The organism is Pseudomonas sp. WT-JTC (assembly GCF_056711565.1).
In genome coordinates this window covers 265,884-286,582 of the sequence record NZ_CM160042.1, presented here as the reverse complement: position 1 = coordinate 286,582, position 20,699 = coordinate 265,884, and the positions used below count along the sequence as shown (strand labels likewise).

General features: G+C 61.6%; 17 protein-coding genes. 10 read left to right on the top strand and 7 right to left on the bottom strand.

The window, feature by feature from the left end; all coding sequences use genetic code 11:
* Positions 1-109: 109 nt before the first annotated feature.
* Positions 110-3,022 carry an aminotransferase gene (locus AC06G5_RS01235; protein ID WP_480458888.1) on the bottom strand — a complete coding sequence of 971 codons (2,913 nt, stop codon included), beginning with the start codon at positions 3,020-3,022 and terminating at the stop codon, positions 110-112.
* A 191-nt stretch (positions 3,023-3,213) separates the two neighbouring features.
* Between AC06G5_RS01235 and rfbC the strand changes: the two genes are divergently transcribed.
* The 4 genes from rfbC to AC06G5_RS01215 all read left to right on the top strand — a co-directional run bounded on the left by rfbC (position 3,214) and on the right by AC06G5_RS01215 (position 7,548).
* Positions 3,214-3,759, top strand: a complete 546-nt coding sequence (rfbC, locus tag AC06G5_RS01230) for a dTDP-4-dehydrorhamnose 3,5-epimerase (RefSeq protein WP_413424998.1) — start codon at positions 3,214-3,216, stop codon at positions 3,757-3,759.
* Between the two features lie 93 nt (positions 3,760-3,852).
* Positions 3,853-5,661 (top strand): sensor histidine kinase, encoded by a 1,809-nt coding sequence (locus tag AC06G5_RS01225; RefSeq protein ID WP_413425000.1) that lies wholly within the window; start codon positions 3,853-3,855, stop codon positions 5,659-5,661.
* Positions 5,658-7,052 carry a sigma-54-dependent transcriptional regulator gene (locus AC06G5_RS01220; protein WP_413425002.1) on the top strand — a complete coding sequence of 465 codons (1,395 nt, stop codon included), beginning with the start codon at positions 5,658-5,660 and terminating at the stop codon, positions 7,050-7,052. The genes AC06G5_RS01225 and AC06G5_RS01220 overlap by 4 nt, the downstream gene beginning before the upstream one ends.
* 40 nt (positions 7,053-7,092) lie before the next feature.
* The gene (locus AC06G5_RS01215; RefSeq protein WP_008003181.1) at positions 7,093-7,548 is read left to right on the top strand and encodes a YiiD C-terminal domain-containing protein; all 456 of its coding nucleotides are present in this window, start codon (positions 7,093-7,095) and stop codon (positions 7,546-7,548) included.
* 86 nt (positions 7,549-7,634) lie between these two features.
* Here the strand turns inward: AC06G5_RS01215 and cysQ are convergent, their stop codons facing one another.
* Positions 7,635-8,462 carry a 3'(2'),5'-bisphosphate nucleotidase CysQ gene (gene cysQ / locus AC06G5_RS01210; RefSeq protein WP_413425004.1) on the bottom strand — a complete coding sequence of 276 codons (828 nt, stop codon included), beginning with the start codon at positions 8,460-8,462 and terminating at the stop codon, positions 7,635-7,637.
* On the bottom strand, positions 8,459-9,025 hold the full coding sequence (gene nudE, locus AC06G5_RS01205; protein WP_008019034.1) for an ADP compounds hydrolase NudE: 567 nt from the start codon (positions 9,023-9,025) through the stop codon (positions 8,459-8,461). The genes cysQ and nudE overlap by 4 nt, the downstream gene beginning before the upstream one ends.
* An 88-nt stretch (positions 9,026-9,113) precedes the next feature.
* On the opposite strand from nudE, the gene yrfG reads away from it, so the two are divergent.
* The gene (yrfG, locus tag AC06G5_RS01200; RefSeq protein WP_413425006.1) at positions 9,114-9,776 is read left to right on the top strand and encodes a GMP/IMP nucleotidase; all 663 of its coding nucleotides are present in this window, start codon (positions 9,114-9,116) and stop codon (positions 9,774-9,776) included.
* Between the two features lie 57 nt (positions 9,777-9,833).
* Here yrfG and lysM read toward each other — a convergent pair whose 3' ends face one another.
* Positions 9,834-10,274 (bottom strand): peptidoglycan-binding protein LysM, encoded by a 441-nt coding sequence (gene lysM, locus AC06G5_RS01195; protein ID WP_413425008.1) that lies wholly within the window; start codon positions 10,272-10,274, stop codon positions 9,834-9,836.
* Between the two features lie 129 nt (positions 10,275-10,403).
* On the opposite strand from lysM, the gene AC06G5_RS01190 reads away from it, so the two are divergent.
* The 4 genes from AC06G5_RS01190 (at position 10,404) to AC06G5_RS01175 (ending at position 15,383) form a co-directional block, all read left to right on the top strand.
* Positions 10,404-11,291 (top strand): LysR family transcriptional regulator, encoded by an 888-nt coding sequence (locus tag AC06G5_RS01190; protein WP_413425010.1) that lies wholly within the window; start codon positions 10,404-10,406, stop codon positions 11,289-11,291.
* Positions 11,292-11,383: 92 nt separating this feature from the next.
* On the top strand, positions 11,384-12,223 hold the full coding sequence (fdhD, locus tag AC06G5_RS01185; protein WP_413425012.1) for a formate dehydrogenase accessory sulfurtransferase FdhD: 840 nt from the start codon (positions 11,384-11,386) through the stop codon (positions 12,221-12,223).
* Positions 12,220-14,568: an FdhF/YdeP family oxidoreductase gene (locus tag AC06G5_RS01180; protein WP_480458887.1), complete on the top strand. Its 2,349-nt coding sequence runs from the start codon at positions 12,220-12,222 to the stop codon at positions 14,566-14,568. The genes fdhD and AC06G5_RS01180 overlap by 4 nt, the downstream gene beginning before the upstream one ends.
* Positions 14,569-14,894: 326 nt before the next feature.
* Positions 14,895-15,383, top strand: a complete 489-nt coding sequence (locus tag AC06G5_RS01175) for a glycine zipper domain-containing protein (protein WP_413425016.1) — start codon at positions 14,895-14,897, stop codon at positions 15,381-15,383.
* A gap of 66 nt (positions 15,384-15,449) precedes the next feature.
* Here AC06G5_RS01175 and AC06G5_RS01170 read toward each other — a convergent pair whose 3' ends face one another.
* The 3 genes from AC06G5_RS01170 to AC06G5_RS01160 all read right to left on the bottom strand — a co-directional run bounded on the left by AC06G5_RS01170 (position 15,450) and on the right by AC06G5_RS01160 (position 19,355).
* Positions 15,450-15,872, bottom strand: a complete 423-nt coding sequence (locus AC06G5_RS01170) for an acyl-CoA thioesterase (RefSeq protein WP_413425018.1) — start codon at positions 15,870-15,872, stop codon at positions 15,450-15,452.
* A gap of 92 nt (positions 15,873-15,964) precedes the next feature.
* Positions 15,965-17,191: a 3-hydroxyacyl-CoA dehydrogenase gene (locus AC06G5_RS01165; protein ID WP_480458886.1), complete on the bottom strand. Its 1,227-nt coding sequence runs from the start codon at positions 17,189-17,191 to the stop codon at positions 15,965-15,967.
* A 229-nt stretch (positions 17,192-17,420) separates the two neighbouring features.
* On the bottom strand, positions 17,421-19,355 hold the full coding sequence (locus AC06G5_RS01160) for a RecQ family ATP-dependent DNA helicase (RefSeq protein ID WP_413425022.1): 1,935 nt from the start codon (positions 19,353-19,355) through the stop codon (positions 17,421-17,423).
* Between the two features lie 263 nt (positions 19,356-19,618).
* On the opposite strand from AC06G5_RS01160, the gene AC06G5_RS01155 reads away from it, so the two are divergent.
* Complete coding sequence (locus AC06G5_RS01155; protein WP_480459846.1) at positions 19,619-20,683, top strand: S8 family peptidase; 1,065 nt, start codon at positions 19,619-19,621, stop codon at positions 20,681-20,683.
* Positions 20,684-20,699: the final 16 nt, after the last annotated feature.

Sequence of the window (20,699 nt, the reverse complement as noted above, 5' to 3'; positions counted from 1 at the left end):
GGGCTTGCTCGCGAAAGGGCCGTGTCAGTCGAACGAGATGTCGACTGACAGTCCGCTTTCGCGAGCAAGCCCGCTCCCACATAGGCCCGCATTCATTTGGTGGATCGGTTTACAGACCTTCCGCCAGCACCTTCGACAGCATGTCCACGAAGAAATCCACGCTCTGGCGCGAAGTGACCATCGGTGGCTTGATCTTGAGGATGTTCAGGTAATCGCCGGTCGGCTGCATGAAGATCCCCAGCTCACGCAAGCGATCGCACAGTGCGGTGGTTTCTTCGGTGGCCGGCTCCAGGGTTTCGCGGTTGCGGATCAGTTCGACACCCAGGTAGAAACCAGAACCATGCACCGCGCCCACTAACGGATGAATATCGATCAACGCTTCGAGGCGCTTCTTGAAGTGCCCGCCAACGACCTGGGCGTTCTCCCAGAGTTTTTCCTCTTCCATCACATCCAGCACGGCCATGCCGACCTGGCAACTGACCGGGCTGCCCCCGGCGGACGAGAAGAAGTAACCCTCGGCCTCCAGCGCCTCGGCGATTTCCCGGCGGGTAATGACCGCGCCCAGCGGCTGGCCGTTACCCATGCCCTTGGCCATGGTGATGATGTCCGGCACCACGCCCTGCTCTTGGAAGCCCCAGAAGAAATCGCCCATGCGCCCGTAGCCGACCTGCACTTCGTCGGCGATGCACACGCCGCCCTGGGCCCGAACCATTGCATAGACCTGCTGCAAATAGCCCGCTGGCAGCGAAATACCGCCGGCATTGCCGTACACCGGTTCGCAGATGAAACCGGCCAGCTGGCGTTTCTGCCCGGCGATTTTCGCCAAGTTGTGTTCGACGCTTCGCACATAATCCGGCGCGCTGTCGGGCCCGCGGAACTCCCCGCGATAGGTGTTTGGCGCGGTCACCGGGTGCACCCAGTCCGGGCGGCTGCTCAAGGCCTTGGGGTTGTCGGCGATCGAGGTCGACACCGAGTCGGCACCCACCGTCCAGCCGTGATAGGCCTCCAGCACGCTGAGCATGTCACGGCCGCCGCTGTAGGCCCACGCCAGGCGAATCGCCAGGTCGTTGGCCTCGCTACCGCTGTTGACCAGGAACACACGGTCCATGCCGTCAGGGGACAGTTTCAGCAAACGTTCGGAAAACTCGGCCACGGCCGCGTAGTTGAAGCGCGAGTTGGTGTTGAGCAACGACCACTGGCGACTGGTAACCGCCGCCATGCGCGGGTGACCGTGGCCCAAGACCGCAACGTTGTTGAGCATGTCGAGGTAGGAACGCCCCTGCATGTCGATCAAATGGTTGCGCCAGCCACGCTCGATGCGCGGCGGGTCGACATAATAGTGCTTTTGCGTACGGGCGAAACTGGCATTGCGGCGGGCCAGCAAGGTCGCTCCGTCGAGTTCCGCTTCGGCGTCACAAGCCAGCCCCAGCAGCGCGGCAGGTGATGGGCACAGCACCTGCCAGGCAGCGGCGCGCGATGGCGTGCAGAACAACGGCGCATCGATCGAGCCGCCACGGCACAACTGCACGATCAACGGCCCGCTGACCGAACCCAGCACCTGGCCTTTGACCAGTGCCGCGCCGCTGTGCAGCGACGGCGTGACGCCCCAAAGCCGCACACTCAAATGCGGGCCGTCCAGTTGCAGCACGCCGGCGGATGGGTGATGCACTACCCCGGCAAACGGCGCTTCGACCGCCGTGCCCTGAGGCACACGCAACTCGACATGCAACGGGCAAGTATCAGGCTCAGTGGCGCTGTCCGGGCGGGTGCGGGACAAGCGGTATTGTCCGTAGCGACTGGCCGCCAAGCCATGTGCCGCAACCGCTTCATCCAGCAGGCGCTGGTCGACGCCCTCCTGCTCCCAGTTCCCGGCCTCGAAATGCGGGCTGAGCACACCCAGGTCGATCAAGGCGAACTCACGCCCCACCAGGCTTGGCAACAGCGGTGCAAAGCCTTCACTGACGATGACCGGGAGATTCTGGCCGACGGCCGTGAGGATCGCCGCCTCCATCAACGCCAACGGCACCGACGTGGCCACACGGAAGATTTCCCATTCATGGACCAGGTTATCGCGGCTGTAGGCATTGTCCGGATCGATGCTGACCTGCTGTTCGCCACTGAGCACCAGCACCGCCGCGCGAGCAACGATCAGCGGCCACAGCGCCAGCAGCTCTTCGTGTTGTAACGGATTGACCGCGTGATACGCCTGTACCGCTGGCAAGATGCAGAACGGATCGCCCTCGCCATGATGCAGCAGCGCGGCGCAGGTCACCGACAGATCGGTAATGCGCCAGGTGCGCACCAGGTCGCCGAAGTCGATCACGCCTTGCAGTTGCCAGTGGCGTTGCGCATCACGCTGCCACACCACGTTGTCGTCGGTGATGTCCATGTGAATGGCCTGCACCGGCAGTTTGTCTTCCAGTGCCTGCAAATGCCGCTCGGCTTGCCCGGACGCTTCGACGATCAGTTTGCGCTGGGTCTCATCCTTGATCACCGGCAGCAAGTGCGCGATCAGGGCGTGAGCATGGCGGGCGTCCCACTGCAGGGTTCGCACCAGACCCGGATGGTCGAAGTCCGCCAGGGCCAGGTCCATTTCACCGCACAGGCGACCGAAGGCGGACACCACCGTCGGGTTGAAATGACTGAGGCTCGTCAGCGGCTGGCCTTCGATGTAATCGAGCAGGCGAACGTGCACTGCCTGGCCGCCTATGTCCAGAGACAGCAGGTCCGCGCCGTTTTTCGCCGCGATGACACGCGGCACATGGACATCGGGATGCTCGCCCAAGTGCTTGAGGCCGGCATGCTGTGCCTGAAGCTCAAGTACCGAGTAGTCGCCACGGCAGATTTTCAGGACGAAACGTCCCCGCTCGCTGTCGACGCGGTAGTTCAGGTCTTGCTGGCTGCCTAGGGCCTGCAACTTGCCGCTGAGCCCGTAGTGTTCCTCCAGCAGCTCTAGCGCTTGCTCCGCAGACACCTGCGGGCTGGGCAAACTGGCGCGATGAATCAACGTGGCGAGCGACATACAACGACCCCTGAAATTTTATTAGGCGCCTATATCGCCACTGCTCAAGGCGATACGCAACCCCCCCGGGGCCGGTACTCGTCGTTTACAGGGGCTGGAACAGGCCGGCAGTTTTTTACTTGAACACTCGCCCCCGTCGGCGCTTTGCGCAAGAATGGCGGCCATCAAACGCACACTGCTGGAGAACCACCATGAATGTAGTGACCACCGACCTGCCCGGTGTTCTGATCCTCGAACCCAAGGTCTTTGGTGACGAACGTGGTTTCTTCTACGAGAGTTTCAACGCCCGGGCCTTCAAGGAGGCCACCGGACTGGACACTGAATTCGTTCAAGACAATCACTCCCGATCGCAGAAGGGCGTGCTGCGCGGCCTGCATTACCAACTGGAAAATACCCAGGGGAAACTGGTTCGCGTCACGGCAGGTGAAGTGCTGGATGTAGCCGTGGACATCCGTCGCAGCTCCGCGCACTTCGGCAAATGGGTCGCCGTGCGACTGTCCTCCGACAATCATCGTCAGCTCTGGGTCCCGGAAGGTTTCGCCCACGGGTTCGTGGTATTGAGCGAATTTGCCGAGTTCCTTTACAAAACCACCGACTACTACACGCCATCCGCCGAGCGCAGCATTCGCTGGGACGACCCGGACCTGGCCATCGACTGGCAACTGGAGGGCACGCCGCAGCTGTCGGCGAAAGATCAGGCCGGCGTATTGTTCAAGGACGCCGACGTCTTTGCCTGAAAGGCCGGCTGAAGCTCCCCGATCAAGATGCACCTGACCCAAGGTGCGCAAGCCTAGGCATAATGCGCCTGTACCCACAGGCGCATGCTGCTCATGAAACCGACTCTCCCCTCCAGACCCCGTTGGCGCAGCCTGGCCCTGCTGGCACTGTGCCTGGCTCCGTTGCTGTGGCCGCTGGAGCATCTGGCCGAGCGTTATTACCGCAGCGAGCTGGCCAGCCAGAATCGTCAGACCCTCGACCTCTACGTCGCCAACCTGCTGGGTACCCTGCACCGCTATGAAGTGTTGCCGCAGATCCTCGGCGACCTACCGGCCCTGCGCGCCGTTCTCGGTGCGCCGGACGATGGCGTCACCCAAGGCAATGCCAACCGCCTGCTGAAAGACATTGCGACCCAGACCGGCGCCGAAGTCATGTACCTGATGGACGCCACCGGCAAGACCCTGGCCGCCTCCAACTGGGACAAACACGACAGTTTTGTCGGGCGCAATTTTTCCTTCCGGCCGTATTTCAGCGAAGCCATGGCCGGGAAGCTCGGGCGCTTTTTCGGCCTGGGCACGACCTCCGCCAAGCGCGGTTATTTCTTCGCCGCCGGCGTGCGCGATGGCGAAAAAATCGTTGGCGTGCTGGTGGTCAAGGTCGACCTTGACCACACCGAGAGCCTCTGGGGCAAAACCCCGGAACAACTGCTGCTGACCGACCACAACGGCGTGGTCATTCTCACCTCGCGTCCGGAGTGGCGATTCCGCTCGACCCGCCCGTTGAACGAGGAAGAAAGCAAAGCCATCACCGCGATTCAACCCTACCCAACCCGCGATCCAAAACCGCTGAAGCTCAATCCCAATGCCTGGTTGACCCAGACCCAGCAGATCGCCGAAACCGGCTGGAATGTCAGCATCCTCGCCCCGCGTACCCTGATCGACCGCCCGGTGCGCACGGTGGTGGCCATCGGCGGTGCAACACTGCTGGTATTGATGCTGTTGCTCGGCCTGATGATGCAGCGCCGTCGCCATTATCTCGAACGCATTGCCTTCGAAGCCAAGGCCCGCCGCGAACTCGAGGGTCGGGTCGCCGAGCGCACCAGCGATCTCGAAGGCCTGAACCGGCGCCTGAAACAGGAAGTACTGGAGCGCGAACAGGCCCAGCAGGAGCTGGTACGCGCCCAGGATGACCTGGTGCAGGCCGGCAAATTGTCGGCACTGGGCACCATGTCGGCGAGCATCAGCCACGAACTCAATCAGCCGCTGGCAGCGATTCGCAGCTACGCGGAAAACGCCGAAGTATTGCTCGATCACCAGCGCACCGACGATGCCCGCGGCAACCTCAAGCTGATCAGCGAATTGACCGGGCGCATGGCCTCGATCATTGCCCACCTGCGCGCCTTCGCCCGTCGCGACCGCCACGCCCCGGAAAGCGTCGCCCTGCAACCGGCGCTGGATGATGCCCTGGCCTTGCTGGCCAAGCGCCGACGCAGCATGGAGGTCGAACTGATCCGCGACTTGCCCGCCGCCACCCTGTGGGTCGAGGCCGGGGAAACCCGCCTGCGCCAGGTACTCGGTAATCTGCTTGCCAACGCCCTGGATGCCCTGACGGAAAAAGGCCCGCCACGTAAACTCTGGTTGAGTGCCCAATCCACGGCCGATGGCGTCAACCTGTACATTCGCGACAACGGCCCCGGCTTTTGCATGGAAGCCCTTGGGCGCGCCAGCGAGCCGTTCTACACCACCAAGACCCGCACCCAGGGCCTGGGTCTGGGGCTGGCGATTTGCGAAACCCTGATGCGTGCCTTCGGTGGTGAACTGTCGTTCGCCAATCACAAGGAGGGCGGCGCCCTGATTACCCTGAAACTGCGCGCAGGCGCACCGGGCGTGAGCCTGCAACCGTCCGAGGACCGAAGTGCATGACCATCGACAACCGCATTCAGGTCGTGTTGATCGACGACGATCCCCACTTGCGTCAGGCCTTGAGCCAAACGCTGGATCTGGCCGGCCTGAAAATCCTGCCGCTGGCCGAAGCCAAGGGTCTGGCCGCGCAACTGGAGCGCGACTGGCCGGGCGTGGTGGTCAGTGACATCCGCATGCCCGGCATGGACGGTCTGGAGCTGCTGACCGAACTGCATGCCCAGGACCCTGAACTGCCGGTGCTGTTGATCACCGGCCACGGCGATGTGCCACTAGCCGTGCAGGCCATGCGCGCCGGAGCCTATGACTTTCTGGAAAAACCCTTCGCCAGCGACGCCCTGCTCGACAGCGTGCGTCGCGCGTTGGCCCTGCGCCGGCTGGTGCTGGACAACCGCAGCCTGCGCTTGGCCTTGAGCGACCGCAATGAGCTAAGCGCCCGCCTGGTTGGCCACTCCCCTTCGATGCTGCGCCTGCGCGAGCAGATCGGCGCCCTGGCCGCGACCAGGGCCGATGTGCTGATCCTCGGCGAAACCGGCGCTGGCAAAGAAGTCGTGGCCCGGGCGCTGCACGACTTATCGAACCGTCGCAACGGACCGTTCGTGGCGATCAACGCCGGTGCCCTGGCCGAATCAGTGGTCGAAAGCGAGCTGTTCGGCCACGAGCCCGGCGCCTTCACCGGTGCGCAGAAACGCCGCATCGGCAAGTTCGAATTCGCCAACGGCGGCACATTGTTCCTCGATGAAATCGAAAGCATGAGCCTGGATGTGCAGGTCAAATTGCTGCGCTTGCTGCAAGAGCGGGTGGTCGAGCGCCTGGGCGGCAATCAACTGATCCCGCTGGACATCCGCATCATCGCCGCCACCAAGGAAGACCTGCGCCAGGCGGCGGATCAAGGACGTTTCCGTGCCGACTTGTATTACCGCCTGAACGTCGCGCCATTGCGGATTCCACCGCTGCGCGAACGGGGCGAAGATGCCCTGATGCTGTTCCAGCATTTTGCCGATGAAGCCAGTACCCGCCACGGCTTGCCGCCCCATGAACTGCAACCGGGGCAACGAGCCTTGCTGCTGCGCCATACCTGGCCCGGCAACGTGCGCGAGCTGCAAAATGCGGCCGAACGTTTTGCCCTCGGGCTGGAACTGGCCCTCGACAACAGCACGCCGGATGGCAGCGCTGGCAACAGGGTCGAAGTCGTCAGCGGCGGTTTGAGCGAGCAAGTGGAGAACTTCGAAAAAACCCTCATTGCCGCCGAACTGGCACGCCCGCACAGCTCCGTGCGCAGCGTCGCCGAAGCCCTCGGCGTTCCGCGCAAGACCCTGCACGACAAACTGCGCAAACACGGTTTGAGCTTCTCGGACAGTGGCGCCTCGGCCCACCCTGACGACCTCGACTGAGCTAGCGTCCAATCATCCACTTCAAGCAAGAGGCCCCTGAATGAGCCGCGACAGTCGCCAACTGGAATCAGTCCTCCATCACGACATTCCCCTCACCCGGGACATGGGCCTCAAAGTGCTCGACTGGCATGACCAGCAACTGCGCCTGCACTTGCCGCTGGAAGCCAACGTCAACCACAAGAGCACCATGTTCGGCGGCAGCCTGTATTGCGGCGCGGTCCTGGCCGGCTGGGGCTGGCTGCATTTGCGCCTCAAGGAAGAAGGCATTACCGACGGGCACATCGTGATTCAGGAAGGACAGATCAGTTACCCGCTGCCGGTAACGGGCGATGCCAACGCCATTTGCCAGGCGCCGGACCCAGTGATCTGGAAGAAATTCCTGACCACGTTCCAGCGCTACAGCCGAGCGCGGTTGACGCTGCATACGCGGGTCGTCAATGAAGGCCGTGATGAGGATGCGGTGAGGTTTGTCGGGCAGTATGTGTTGCACCGTTAAGCGCCACTACCTCTGTAGGAGCCGGCTTGCCGGCGATTGATGTAACGCGGTGTGCCTGACACACCGCTTCGCCGGCAAGCCAGCTCCTACAGGGTGGCGAGCGCCAGCAGCTTCTCCCGCCACGCCGCCTTCGCCGGCAATGCCAGAAAGAATGGGTTCAACAGCGATTCCCGCGCCGGATAGCTGAACGGCTCGCCGTTCAACTCCAGCACCTCGCCGCCGGCGCCTTCCAGCACGCCTTGCGCTGCCGCCGTGTCCCACTGCGAGGTCGGTGCCAGGCGCGGATAACAATCCGCCGCCCCTTCGGCCAGCAGGCAAAACTTCAGCGAACTGCCGATATTGGTCAGTTGCAGCTCGCCAAGGCTGGCGCTCAACCCGGCCAGCAAACGCTCCTGCTCCGGGCTCGAATGGCGACGGCTGGCCACCACGGTGAACGACTCGCCAGGCGCTAACGCATCACGTACCTGAATCGCCACAGGCGTACCACCTTTATCGCCGCGCCAGGCACCGAGGCCGGCGCCGCCGACATAGAAACGGCCGTTGGTCGGCATCGACACGACACCGAACACCACTCGACCGTTTTCGATCAGGGCGATGTTGACGGTGAACTCTTCGCTGCCGCTGATGAATTCCTTGGTGCCATCCAGCGGATCGACCAGCCACCAGCGCTGCCAGCCAGCGCGAACGCCTTGGGGAATGTTGGCGTCCTCTTCGGAGAGCACCGGAATGCTTGGATCGAGTGCCGTCAGCCCGGCCAGAATCAGGTGGTGCGCGGCCAGGTCAGCAGCGGTCACCGGCGAATCATCAGCCTTCGCCGTAACGGCCGTACCTGTGCGCCAGAACGGCAGGATCGCTTCACCAGCCTGCAAGGCCAGCTCGATGACCGGTGCCATCAACGGATGCGGAAAATTCATGGCTGGAACGCTCCGCGCTGAGTCAACAGGTCTCGGGCCAGATACAGCGCCGCCAAGGCACGGCCTTCGGTAAATTGCGGATTTTGCGCCAGCGCCGAGAGTTCACGCAGATTGACCTTGTCCACCCGCATCGGCTCGGGCTCGTCGCCCTCCAGGCGCTCTTCGTAGAGGTCAGTGGCCAGCACCACCTGAATCTTCTGGCTCATGTAACCGGGGGACAGCGACAACTCGGTCAGGTGCTCCAGCTGTCGCGCGCCGAACCCGGCCTCTTCCTTGAGTTCACGCTCGGCTGCCGCCAACACGTCTTCACCCGGCTCGATCAACCCCTTGGGCAATGACATTTCGTATTCATCCGTGCCGCCGCAATACTCCTCGACCAGCACCGCATGCTCGGCATCGAGCATCGCCACGATCATCACTGCGCCGTACCCGGCCCCTTTGCCAACCAGGCGCTCATAGGTGCGCTCCACGCCATTGGCAAAGCGCAACTTCAGCTCCTCCACGCAGAACAATCGACTGGTGGCGACAATTTCGCGGGCGAGTATGGTGGGTTTCTGGCGCATGCAAAGCTCCTTGGCGTGAACGCGCTACTATAACGCGGCTTTCCCGATTGTTTACGCCAGAAATCTTTCTACTGCCCGAGACGCTGCCATGCCTTCATTACCCTGGTCCGACATCGATACCGTTCTGCTGGACATGGACGGCACGCTGCTGGATCTGCACTTCGACAATCATTTCTGGATGGAGCACCTGCCCCAGCGTTACGCCGAACTGCACGGGGTCAGCCGGACCATGGCCGAGATGGAATTGCAGCCGTTGTTCGAGCGCAATGCCGGCCAGTTGCAGTGGTACTGCCTGGACTTCTGGAGCGCCGAACTGAAGCTGTCGGTGCGCAACCTGAAACTGGAAACCGCGCATCTGATCGCCCTGCGCCCGGATGCCGACACCTTTCTGGCGGCGATCAAACGGGCCGGCAAGCGCGTGGTGCTGATCACCAATGCCCATCGGGATGCGCTGTCGTTGAAGCTGGAAAAAGTCGAACTGGCGCCCTACTTCGAGCGCTTGATCAGTTCCCATGACTACGGCTTCCCCAAGGAAAACCCGCAGTTCTGGGATGCGCTGCAAGCTGACATCGATTTCGATCCGGCGCGCAGCCTGTTCATCGACGACACCTTGCCGATCCTGCGCAGCGCACGGGATTTTGGCGTGGCGCACTTGCTGGCGGTACGCGAACCAGACAGCCGCAAAGGGCCGAAGGATACGGCAGAGTTTGCAGCGGTTGAGGATTATCGGGATTTGATTGCAGGACTTTGATACCGAGGCGCCTGCTTCGCGGGCTTGCTCGCGAAAGCCATCACACGGTGTCACAGGCTACTCGGGAATCCGCAACGACTGCCCCGGATAGATCTTGTCCGGGTGCGACAGCATCGGTTTGTTGGCTTCGAAAATCTTGTTGTATTTGTTCGCGTCGCCATACACACGCTTGGAAATCGCGCTGAGGGTGTCGCCCTTTACCACCGTGACGAATACCGCGGCCTTCACTAGCGGCCCGGTCACGGTAATCTGATCATCCACGTTGCCAATCCCGGCAATATTGCCCACCGCCAGCAGGATCTTTTCCTTCTCTTCCTGGCTCGCCACCTCGCCAGTCACCGTAACCTTGTCACCATCGACCGTCGCCTGCACATTCGGATTACCCAGGCCGACTTTGCTGATGTGTTCTTTCAACTGCTCACTGGCATTGGCATTGCCCGGCGTCAGCAGATCCAGCAGTTTTTCGCCTGCTTCCTTCACAAAGCTCAAAAGACTCATGGTGCACTCTCCTTGGGTTTCAGGTTCCAGACGCAGAAGCCTAGACCACGGCCATCGCTTGCGAATCCAACCCGACCAATGACCCCGCTTGCGATAGAATCGGCCCCCTTCCCGCGCCCAGGAGCGAAGATGGACATCAAGCAGCTGAAATTCCTCATCGCGCTCGACGAAACCCGCCATTTCGGCCAGGCCGCCGTGCGCTGCCACATCACCCAGCCGACCCTGTCCATGCGCCTGCGCAGCCTCGAAGAAGAACTCGATCTGCCGCTGGTCAATCGCGGCCAGCGCTTCGAGGGCTTCACCGCGCCGGGCGAGCGGGTATTAGCCTGGGCACGCACGGTGCTGGCAGCCTATGACGGTTTGTACGCCGAAGCGGCCGCCTGTCGTGGCAACCTGGTCGGCACCTTGCGCCTGGGCATGGTGCCGCTGTCGAGCTTCGATCCGCTGCCGCTGCTGCAACGCCTGCATGCCGAGCACCCGAACCTGCGTTTCGAACTCTCGGCACTGAGTTCCGAGCAGATCCTCGAACAACTGGCGAACAATCGCCTGGACCTCGGCGTTTCCTATCTGGAACGCCTCGACGCCGAACATTTCGACTCCCTGGCCTTCAGCGAAACCCGCATGGGGCTGCTCTACGACCAACGCTTCTTCACCTTTGGCGAGGCGCCGCTGAGTTGGGAATCATTGATCGAACTGCCACTGGGCATGCTCACCAGCGGCATGCACTTTCGCCAATCCATCGACCATAACTTCCACAGCCGCGGCCTCACCCCACAACCGTTGCTGCAGACCGACGCCGTTCATCAACTGCTGCAAGCTGTGCACGGCGGCCTGTGTTGCGCCGTGATGCCATTGGACGGTGGCCTCGAAGGGCTGGCCGAACACTTGCGCCTGCAACCGATCGAGAACGCCCAGACCCTTGGCCGCCTGGGGCTGATCATGCGGCGCAGTGCACCACGCTCGGCCCTGGCGGAGGCCTGTTTCGCGATCTATCGGCAATCGCAGACGAACTCTTGATCGACGGTATCTATCGGTAGATCAGTAATAGCGATTAGACGTGACAAGTTGCCGCGCCTAGTCTTAAAGCTGATCAATCCGTCGGTGATGCCATGAACGCCAAGCGCCCAGCCTGCGCGGCGCCTGCCCTCGAAACGCCCGCGCCCGCCGCAAGCCAGACGTATAGCTACAGTAACCTTGAATACTCGGAATCGGCCAGCACCGCACTGGCCGAGGAAGTCGCGTTGGCGATTGCCTACAACGGCATCAGCCAGGCAGTCATGCTGGTGACGCCAACGGACCTCGAAGACTTCATCGTCGGTTTCAGCCTGGGCAGCGGCATCATCATCGACGCCACTGATATTTATGACCTGCAACTCAGCGGCTCAGGGTCAGCGCAATACGCGCAAGTGACCATCGCCAACCGCGCCTTCTGGAACCTCAAGCAACAGCGTCGGCAACTGGCCGGCACCAGTGGTTGCGGGCTGTGCGGCGTGGAAGCGGTCGAGCAGGCATTGCCGGACCTTCAGGTATTGCCCGGCGCCCCGCTGCCACCGGCCGAATGGCTCGATGGCCTGCGCCAGCGCATCGGCGCCTTCCAGCCTTTGGGCCAGCATTGCGGCGCAGTGCACGCGGCTGTGTTCATGAACGGTCAAGGCGAGTTGCTGCTGGGGCGTGAAGACATCGGCCGGCACAACGCCCTCGACAAACTGATCGGCGGGCTGATCCGGCAAAAAATTCCGACCGCTGGCGGACTGGTGATTGTCACCAGTCGTTGCAGCCTCGAATTGATCCAGAAGGTCTTGCGCGCCGGCATCCAGACCCTGGTCAGCCTGTCGTCGCCCACCGGCCTTGCCGTGCAATGGGCCCGCCGCCACAACCTCAACCTCATCCATTTGCCACAGAAGAATGCACCGCGGGTGTACAGCCCAACGTCGGAGAATCAAGCGTGAGTCAACACCGTCAAGCCGACCAGACACCTGTCCCTCGCTACAAGCCCTACAAAGGCCCGGCCGGTGGCTGGGGCGCACTGATCAGTGTCGCCCAGGCCTGGTTGACCAGCGACAACGCACTGAAAAACCTGCGCATGATGCTCAAGACCAACAAGAGCGGCGGCTTCGACTGTCCCGGTTGCGCCTGGGGTGATTCTCAGGAAGGCGGCATGGTGATGTTCTGCGAGAACGGCGCCAAGGCGGTGAACTGGGAGGCGACCAAACGCCGGGTTGATGCCAGATTCTTCGCCAGACACAGCGTCACTTCGCTGCTGGAGCAAAGCGACTACTGGCTCGAATATCAGGGCCGCCTGACCGAGCCGATGAGGTACGACGCCGAAACCGACCGCTACAAGCCGATCAGTTGGGACGACGCATTCGCGCTGGTCGCCAAACACCTGAACAGCTTGTCGAGCCCGGATCAGGCCGAGTTCTACACCTCGGGCCGCGCCAGCAACGAAGCAGCCTATCTCTATCAACTGTTCGTGCGCGCCTATGGCACCAACAATTTCCCTGACTGCTCGAACATGTGTCACGAGGCCAGCGGTGTCGCCTTGTCGCAAAGCGTCGGAGTCGGCAAAGGCACCGTGACCTTCGACGACTTCGAACACGCCGATGCGATTTTCGTCTGGGGCCAGAACCCCGGCACCAACCACCCGCGGATGCTCGAACCACTGCGCGAAGCGGTGAAGCGCGGCGCTCAGGTGGTGTGCATCAATCCGCTCAAGGAACGTGGCCTGGAGCGTTTCCAGCACCCGCAGCACGCGTTCGAAATGCTCACCAACGGCGACAAGCCAACCAACACCGCGTTCTTCCGCCCGGCCCTGGGCGGCGACATGGCGATCATGCGCGGCATGGCGAAATTCCTCCTGCTGTGGGAACGCGATGCGCAGCGCAGCGGCGCACCGGCGGTGTTCGACCACGACTTCCTCAATGAACACAGCGCCAATGTGCTGGAGTACCTGGCGGCCATCGACGAAACACCGTGGGAGCAGATCGTCGAGCAGTCGGGCCTGACGCTGGTAGAGATCGAACAAGCGGCGCGCATGTACGCCAAGAGCAAGAGCGTCATCATGTGCTGGGCCATGGGCATCACCCAGCATCGCCATTCGGTGGCGACCATCCAGGAAATCGCCAACCTGATGATGCTGCGCGGCAACATCGGCCGGCCGGGAGCCGGTCTGTGCCCGGTACGCGGCCACAGCAACGTGCAGGGCGACCGGACCATGGGCATCAACGAACGGCCGCCAGTGGCATTCCTCGATGCCCTGGAGCGTCGCTTCCAGTTCAAGGTGCCACGCCACAACGGCCACAACGTGGTCGAGGCGATTCATGCGATGGCTGAAGGCCGGGCGAAAGTCTTCATCGGTCTGGGCGGCAATTTCGCCCAGGCCACGCCGGACAGCCCGCGCACCTTCCAGGCCCTGCAAAACTGCGACCTGACCGTGCAGATCAGCACCAAGCTCAACCGCAGCCATTTGACCCACGGCAAGGACGCACTGATCCTGCCGTGCCTGGGCCGCACCGACATCGATATCCAGACCGAAGGCCCGCAAGCGGTGACCGTCGAAGATTCGTTCAGCATGGTCCACGCCTCCAATGGTCAGTTGCAGGCACTGTCGAACCAGATGCGCTCGGAACCGGCGATCCTGGCCGGCATCGCTGCCGCGACCCTGGGCAACCACCCGGTGGACTGGAACTGGCTGGTGGCGGACTACAGCCGCATCCGCGACCTGATTGCCGAGACCATTCCAGGCTTCAAGGATTTCAATGAGAAAGTCAGGAGTCCGGGTGGTTTCTACCTGGGCAGTAGCGCCGGCGCACGCAAGTGGAACACCGCTTCAGGCCGGGCCAATTTCCGCCCGAACGTGCTGCCCAAAGACCTGGTGCACGAACGCACCCGCGCCACCGGTGTGCTGCCGGATCTGATCATGCAATCGATGCGCTCCCACGATCAGTACAACACCACCATCTATGGTCTCAACGATCGCTATCGTGGGGTCAAAGGTCAGCGCGATGTGCTTTTCGTCAACGAAGCCGACATCATCCGCCTGGGCTTCAAGCCGGGGCAGAAGGCAGACATCGTATCGCTCTGGGACGATGGCGTTGAACGTCGGGTAAAAGGCTTCACGCTGCTGGCGTTTGATATCCCGGCCGGGCAAGCGGCGGCCTACTATCCGGAAGTGAACCCGCTGGTGCCACTGGAAAGCATCGGCGATGGCAGCCATACGCCGACATCGAAGTTCGTGGCGATCCGGTTGGAAGCGGCGAGCGAGACTGGACTGATCATGGCCAGGTCGGCGTAACACGTCGTTTGATCTGGCCTCTTCGCGAGCAAGCCCGCTCCCACATTGGAATGCGTTCCCCTGTGGGAGCGGGCTTGCTCGCGAATACGGTAGATCAAACAACAAACATTCCAGATTCAGTACTTTCCTTTCGCCCACAAAAAAGGCCGCTTTCTCATGAAAACGGCCTTTGCGAAGTAATAAAAGACCGGCAAAAAAACGTTAAGTTCCACCCAAAAAACAGTAACTTGCAATATTGTATACAGGTCGTGTTATTCGTCGGATTTCGATTGTCACGCCCATTCCAGAGCCTCAGGATCGCGCCGTCATCCCCTAGAGGTTCCTCCATGAAGTTCTCCTCGATTCTCTTGTTGTCCCTTGGCCTGGTCAGCGGTATCGCGTCTGCTGGCGGCACCACCGAAGCCGGTGTAGGCGGCGCATTGGGCGGGGTTCTAGGCTCGGTCGTCGGCCAGTCGTTAGGCGGCAGTACAGGTTCCACCATCGGCGCGGCCCTGGGTGGCGCGGGTGGTAGCGCCGTCGGCGCAAACAAACACAGCCGTGGCGAAGCAGCCATTGGCGGTGCGTTGGGTGCTGCAGGCGGTAACGTGGTCGGCCGCAGCATGGGCGGCACCACCGGCAGCCTGATCGGCGCCGCAGCAGGCGGCGGCGTCGGTGGCGCGCTGGGTAACCACATGGGCAAAGAGTACGATGATGAGGACGGCGATCGTCGTTACTATCGCGGCCATGACGATCGTCGTTACTACCGTGACGACCATCCAGGCCGCGGCCATGCCTATGGCCATCGCAAGCACCACCACAGGTACTACCGCGACTAAGGCCTCGAGCGCCTCGCCGGTGAGTACAACAAAAATCGCAGCCCAAGGGCTGCGATTTTTTTTGCCCTATTCAACCACCAGACGCTCCAGCGCCCCACGCAACCCTGAAGGAATCGCCACGGGTTGATTCGACGCGCGATCGACAAACACATGCACGAAGCGCCCCGCCGCACAGGCTTCGTCTTCCCCTTGCTTGAACACCGCCAGTTCGTATTGCACCGAGCTGTTGCCCAGCTTGCCCACCCGCAGACCGATCTCGATGCGGTCCGGGAAGGCAATGGAAGCGAAGTAATCACAGGCCGAGCTCACCACGAACCCCACCACCTCGCCGTCATGGATGTTCAGGCCACCGACTTCGATCAGGTAGGTGTTCACCGCCGTATCGAAGAAGCTGTAATAGGTGACGTTGTTGACGTGACCGTAGGCGTCATTGTCGTGCCAGCGGGTGGTGATGGGCTGGAAGTGCGGGTAGTCGGTGCGCTGGGGCATTAGCGTTGATTCCTGAGTGGGTTCGCCAGTCTAAGGCGAAAACCGCGTTGCATTCATCGCGAGCAAGCTCGCTCCTACAAGCGCCACATCAATCACTTGTCAGCAAAGCCCTTGCCGGCCGCCGCCAACTCCCCGATCAACCGCGCCGGCTGCCAGTGATCGCCCTGACGCGTTTCAAGGTCCATCAAGCGCCGGTGAATGTCCGCCAACCCTTGCTGGTCGGCCCAGGCCATCGGCCCACCCTTGTCCGCCGGGAAACCGTAGCCATTGAGGTAAACCAGATCAATGTCATGAGCTGACCCGGCAATGCCTTCCTGCAGGATCTTCGCGCCTTCATTGACCAGTGCCAGCAAGCAGCGCTCGAGAATTTCCTCCGGGCCGATCACGCGACGGTGGAACCCCAACCTTTCGCTGACTTCCAGCACCAGCGCATCGACCTGTGGATCATGTTCGGCCTGGCGATTGCCCGGCTCATAGTGGTAATAGCCATTACCGCTCTTCTGACCAAAGCGCCCCATCTCGCACAGTCGGTTATCTACTTGAACCTCCGGCGCGTCCTGCCCGACACCGGACAGTTGTCGGGCGCGCCACTGCAGGTCGACGCCAACCACGTCGAACATGCGGAACGGCCCCATGGCGAAACCGAACCCTTGCAGCGCTGCGTCCACCTGATAGGGATAAGCGCCTTCCAGCAGCATTTTTCGCGCTTCGAGCACATAGGTATTGAGCATGCGGTTGCCGATGAAACCGTCGCAATTGCCCGCCACCACACTGACCTTGCCCATGCGCTGGCCGAGCGCCAGCGCCGCGTCGAGCACTGCCGGCGCCGTCCGTGCACCGCGAACGATTTCCAGCAGTTTCATGATGTGTGCCGGGCTGAAGAAATGCAGGCCCAGCACTTGCTGCGGCCGGCGTGTAGCCGCCGCGATAGCGTCGATGTCCAGCGCCGAAGTATTGCTCGCCAGGATCGCTTCAGGTTTGAGCAGGCCATCGAGCTCGCGGAAAATTTTCTGTTTGAGCTCAAGGTTTTCGTACACCGCTTCAATGACCAGGTCGACATCGCGGATGGCCAGATAATCATCTGCCGCCGTTATGCGCGCGACACAGGCATCGGCTTCGCCCTTATCAATCCGGCCCTGGCGCACGTTGTGAGCGTAGGTGTCCGCCACGCTGGCCAGCGCTTGCTCCAGCATTTGCGGATTGTTGTCGACCCACTGCACAGCCACTCCGGCGTTGGCCAGGCACATGACAATGCCACGGCCCATGGTGCCCGCGCCGATGACGGCGGCACGCTGAATGTTCGACGGTGTCTGGCTCATGTTTTGTTCTCTTGTTGGCGATCCGAAGACAGCCATCACCATAGTCAGCCACCGGGCTTTTTTGAAATTTATTCCTGTGATGGGCAACATTCAGCGGATGGATGTGCCCAGTCAGACACTGAAATCCCTGTGGGAGCGGGCTTGCTCGCGGAGGCGACTCATCAATTGGCAGTGATGGTGACTGACCCACCGCTTTCGCGAGCAAGCCCGCTCCCACAAGGACCACAGCTCAGCCTGCGAGATGCCGCTCAACCCACTCGCGCACCTCGGCGTACGGGTAATCCTCCAACGCCGCAAACCCGGTAACCGCCCGCACCTTGAGCCTGGTGAACAGCGGCACACTGATCCCGCACAGAAACCGTGTCACGCGCTCAGCCGATGGCAGGTTGCCCGTGTGCTGCTCGTGCCTGTGGATAAAACCGCCACACAGCGCCTCGAAATTTTTATCCACAAGCGCCGGCAATTCCGGTGGTGCCGGTAGCCGCGCCACTTGCCCATGACACACCGAACAATGACCACATTGCTGCGGGGCATTGTGATCGCCGAAATACTCTGCCAGGCGATAACCCAGGCATTGGTCGGTGGCGAACAGATCCAGCATGGCGTGAATACGCGCGATCTCGGTGTGCTCATGCCGAGTGAAACAGCCATGCAGTTCCTCGCTCAACGCGACGCTGTCGAGCCCGCTTTGCAGCACGCTGTAGACCTCGGTCATCTGTTTGCTTTCGAGTTCCACCCAGCCCTTCTCCTGGAAGTAATCCAGCGCCTTGACCACCCGAGTGCGCTCGGCCTGATACTGCTCGTACAACGCCTCGAAATTCACCGTTGCCCAGGTCCGGGCGCGGCTGGAGGTCTGGATGATCGCCGCGACAAAATCCCTGCGCTCGCCTTCGAAATGCGCCAATAGCGCCTCCGGCTCCTGCACATACTTGAAACGGTACTCGGCGTAGTACGCGTAGCGCGGGGCGATCAACCCGCGCAACTCGAGCTGCACCAGCAAGGTCTTGAGCGGCAATTGACGAATATTGCTCTGATCGGCCAACGGCCCCAGCAGAAACTCCCACTGCCCTTCGGGGGCTGCGGTATGCATCTCGTCAAGCACGCAACGGATGCCATCCAGCTCGGGCGTGTCGCCGTAGACGAAGTTCTCCAGCACGTTGAGGCTGTCGCGGTTGGCCAACACCAGGCAGTCCGACGGCTGCCCGTCACGCCCGGCGCGGCCGATTTCCTGGCTGTAGTTTTCAATGGATTTTGGCAGGTCGAAATGCACCACGTTGCGGATGTCACTCTTGTCGATGCCCATGCCGAAAGCGATGGTCGCGACGATGCAATTGGACTGCCCGCCCATGAAGCGACGCTGGATCGCTTCCCGTTGATCATGGGGCAACCCGGCGTGATAGGCCTCGGCCTGAATGCCGTTGCGGTTCAGGTGTTCGGCGATGTGCTCGGCGGTTTTCTGCAGGGTGACGTAGACGATGCTCGGTTGACCCGGGCGCTGGCTCATCCACTCGACCAGGCGTCTGCGCTTGTCCGCTCCGCGAACCGGCTCCACCAGCAAATTCAGGTTCGGCCGATAGAAACCGGTGGTCACTACATCCTCGGCGGCGATGGCGAACTTCACCTGCATGTCGGTGATGACCTTGGGCGTCGCCGTCGCGGTCAGCAGCAGCACCTGAGGGATATTGAACTGGCGTTGATAGTCGGGAAGCTTGAGGTAGTCCGGGCGGAAGTTATGCCCCCATTCGGAGATGCAGTGCGCTTCGTCCACCACCAGCAGCGAGATCGGCACTTGCTGCAGGAAATGGCGAAAACGCTCGTTCTTCAAGCGTTCCACCGAGATCATCAGAATCTTCAACTCGCCGGACCTGGCACGGGCCATGACATCGCTGGCGTCATCGCGGCTCTGGGCCGAATCGATACTGCCCGCCGAAATGCCATGGCGTTGCAGGAACGCCAGTTGATCCTGCATCAACGCCAGCAACGGTGAGACCACCAGCGTCAAGTGCGGCAGCAACACCGCCGGCAATTGGTAGCAAAGGGATTTGCCGGAACCGGTGGGGAAAATCGCCGCCGCCGAACGCCCGGCCAGCACGGCACTGACAGCCGACTCCTGACCGGGTCGGAACTGTGGATAACCGAAAACCTGTTCCAGGGTGTTGTGCATAAGCTGTCACTCCGTTGACCGCCGCAGTGCCAAAAGCCGGGCCGGCGATCGCAGCGAGTCGAGAAAAGGTTGAGGGCGAAAACGATAAGGGATGATACAGCGTCCCAACCCACCGATTCCTGGCCACAGGTTGAAACACTGGAGGCACTTTGCCCACTGACCTCAGCCTTCCGTCAGCCGGTATGGTTTACCTCCATCAACCTCCGCTAGGTGTCCATCATGCAGGAAGCGTGAGATACGCGGATCTTTTTCAAGGAACGATCATGTCCCAAAAACACTTTTTTCCGCTTGCCTGCGCGCTCGCACTACCCCTTCTGTTGAGCGGATGCCTGACCGGCCCGGAACAGCCTTCCCTGGACACAGCTGCATTCGAAACGCCGGAGTATCAGGCCCAAAAAGGTCTGGCGATTGTCAACGCATCAAGTCTTTATGCCCGCGGCGGCACCGGCCAGGGTGTGGCTGTCGCACTGATCGACTCGGGTTTGAACAGTAGCCTGCCGGAGTTTCTAGGAAGGCTCCGTGATCCGGGTTTTGACTATGTCGAGAATCGGGTCGGCACCTTTGATCGTATCGGCCACGGCACCCAGATGGCCGGCATCCTCGCCGCCAACAAGAACGATCAGGGCATGCATGGCGTCGCGTTCAACGCACAGCTGATCACCTATCGCTTTGGCGACGATAACGAACCCTTTTTCTTCGACGGTGAAATCGCTCAGTCCTGGCAAGCAGGTTTCGACAAGGGCACGCGCATACTCAACAACTCGTGGGCCAACGCCATTCCGGCGACCGAAATCAACGAGGCGCGTTACAGGCAAGTCATGCCGCAATCGCTAGTGACGGCGCGGAAACTGGTTGAGGACGGCGCAGTATTTGTTTTCCCCACCGGCAATGAACTGAAACGAGAACCCTTGGCTGAACCCGGCTTGCCTGTCGCCATACCCGAACTGGAAAAAGGCTGGATCGCGGTGGTTGCATTGAAAAACGACGGCAGCGCCATCAGTGCCAAATCCAACTATTGTGGCGTGGCGGCAGCCTGGTGCATTGCCGTACCGGGTGGCGACTCCGGTGCAGGGCAAGGCCTGCTGACCACCAACAAGGATGGCAAATACACCCAGACGGCTGGCACCTCGCCTGCTGCCGCGCTGGTCAGCGGAGCATTGGCGGCACTGCAAAGCCGTTACCCTGAGCTCACTGCGCAGCAAGTGCGCGAGCGTCTGCTGGCGACGGCGAACCGGACTGGCATCTATGCCAACAGTGAAGCGTACGGTAGAGGATTAATGGATCTGGAAGCAGCCTCGCGCCAGGCGCCGAAGGTCACGACCGAGTAAGTCTGTATGGGTCGTT

Bases quoted from the DNA above. Each gene is read 5' to 3' on its own strand.
- AC06G5_RS01190 (WP_413425010.1), top strand. From the start codon at position 10,404: ATGGACATCAAGCAGCTGAAATTCCTCATCGCGCTCGACGAAACCCGC.
- AC06G5_RS01225 (WP_413425000.1), top strand. From the start codon at position 3,853: ATGAAACCGACTCTCCCCTCCAGACCCCGTTGGCGCAGCCTGGCCCTG.
- yrfG (WP_413425006.1), top strand. From the start codon at position 9,114: ATGCCTTCATTACCCTGGTCCGACATCGATACCGTTCTGCTGGACATG.
- AC06G5_RS01215 (WP_008003181.1), top strand. From the start codon at position 7,093: ATGAGCCGCGACAGTCGCCAACTGGAATCAGTCCTCCATCACGACATT.
- fdhD (WP_413425012.1), top strand. From the start codon at position 11,384: ATGAACGCCAAGCGCCCAGCCTGCGCGGCGCCTGCCCTCGAAACGCCC.
- nudE (WP_008019034.1), bottom strand. From the start codon at position 9,025: ATGCGCCAGAAACCCACCATACTCGCCCGCGAAATTGTCGCCACCAGT.
- AC06G5_RS01220 (WP_413425002.1), top strand. From the start codon at position 5,658: ATGACCATCGACAACCGCATTCAGGTCGTGTTGATCGACGACGATCCC.
- AC06G5_RS01155 (WP_480459846.1), top strand. From the start codon at position 19,619: ATGTCCCAAAAACACTTTTTTCCGCTTGCCTGCGCGCTCGCACTACCC.
- AC06G5_RS01170 (WP_413425018.1), bottom strand. From the start codon at position 15,872: ATGCCCCAGCGCACCGACTACCCGCACTTCCAGCCCATCACCACCCGC.
- cysQ (WP_413425004.1), bottom strand. From the start codon at position 8,462: ATGAATTTTCCGCATCCGTTGATGGCACCGGTCATCGAGCTGGCCTTG.
- rfbC (WP_413424998.1), top strand. From the start codon at position 3,214: ATGAATGTAGTGACCACCGACCTGCCCGGTGTTCTGATCCTCGAACCC.
- lysM (WP_413425008.1), bottom strand. From the start codon at position 10,274: ATGAGTCTTTTGAGCTTTGTGAAGGAAGCAGGCGAAAAACTGCTGGAT.
- AC06G5_RS01160 (WP_413425022.1), bottom strand. From the start codon at position 19,355: ATGCACAACACCCTGGAACAGGTTTTCGGTTATCCACAGTTCCGACCC.
- AC06G5_RS01235 (WP_480458888.1), bottom strand. From the start codon at position 3,022: ATGTCGCTCGCCACGTTGATTCATCGCGCCAGTTTGCCCAGCCCGCAG.
- AC06G5_RS01175 (WP_413425016.1), top strand. From the start codon at position 14,895: ATGAAGTTCTCCTCGATTCTCTTGTTGTCCCTTGGCCTGGTCAGCGGT.
- AC06G5_RS01165 (WP_480458886.1), bottom strand. From the start codon at position 17,191: ATGAGCCAGACACCGTCGAACATTCAGCGTGCCGCCGTCATCGGCGCG.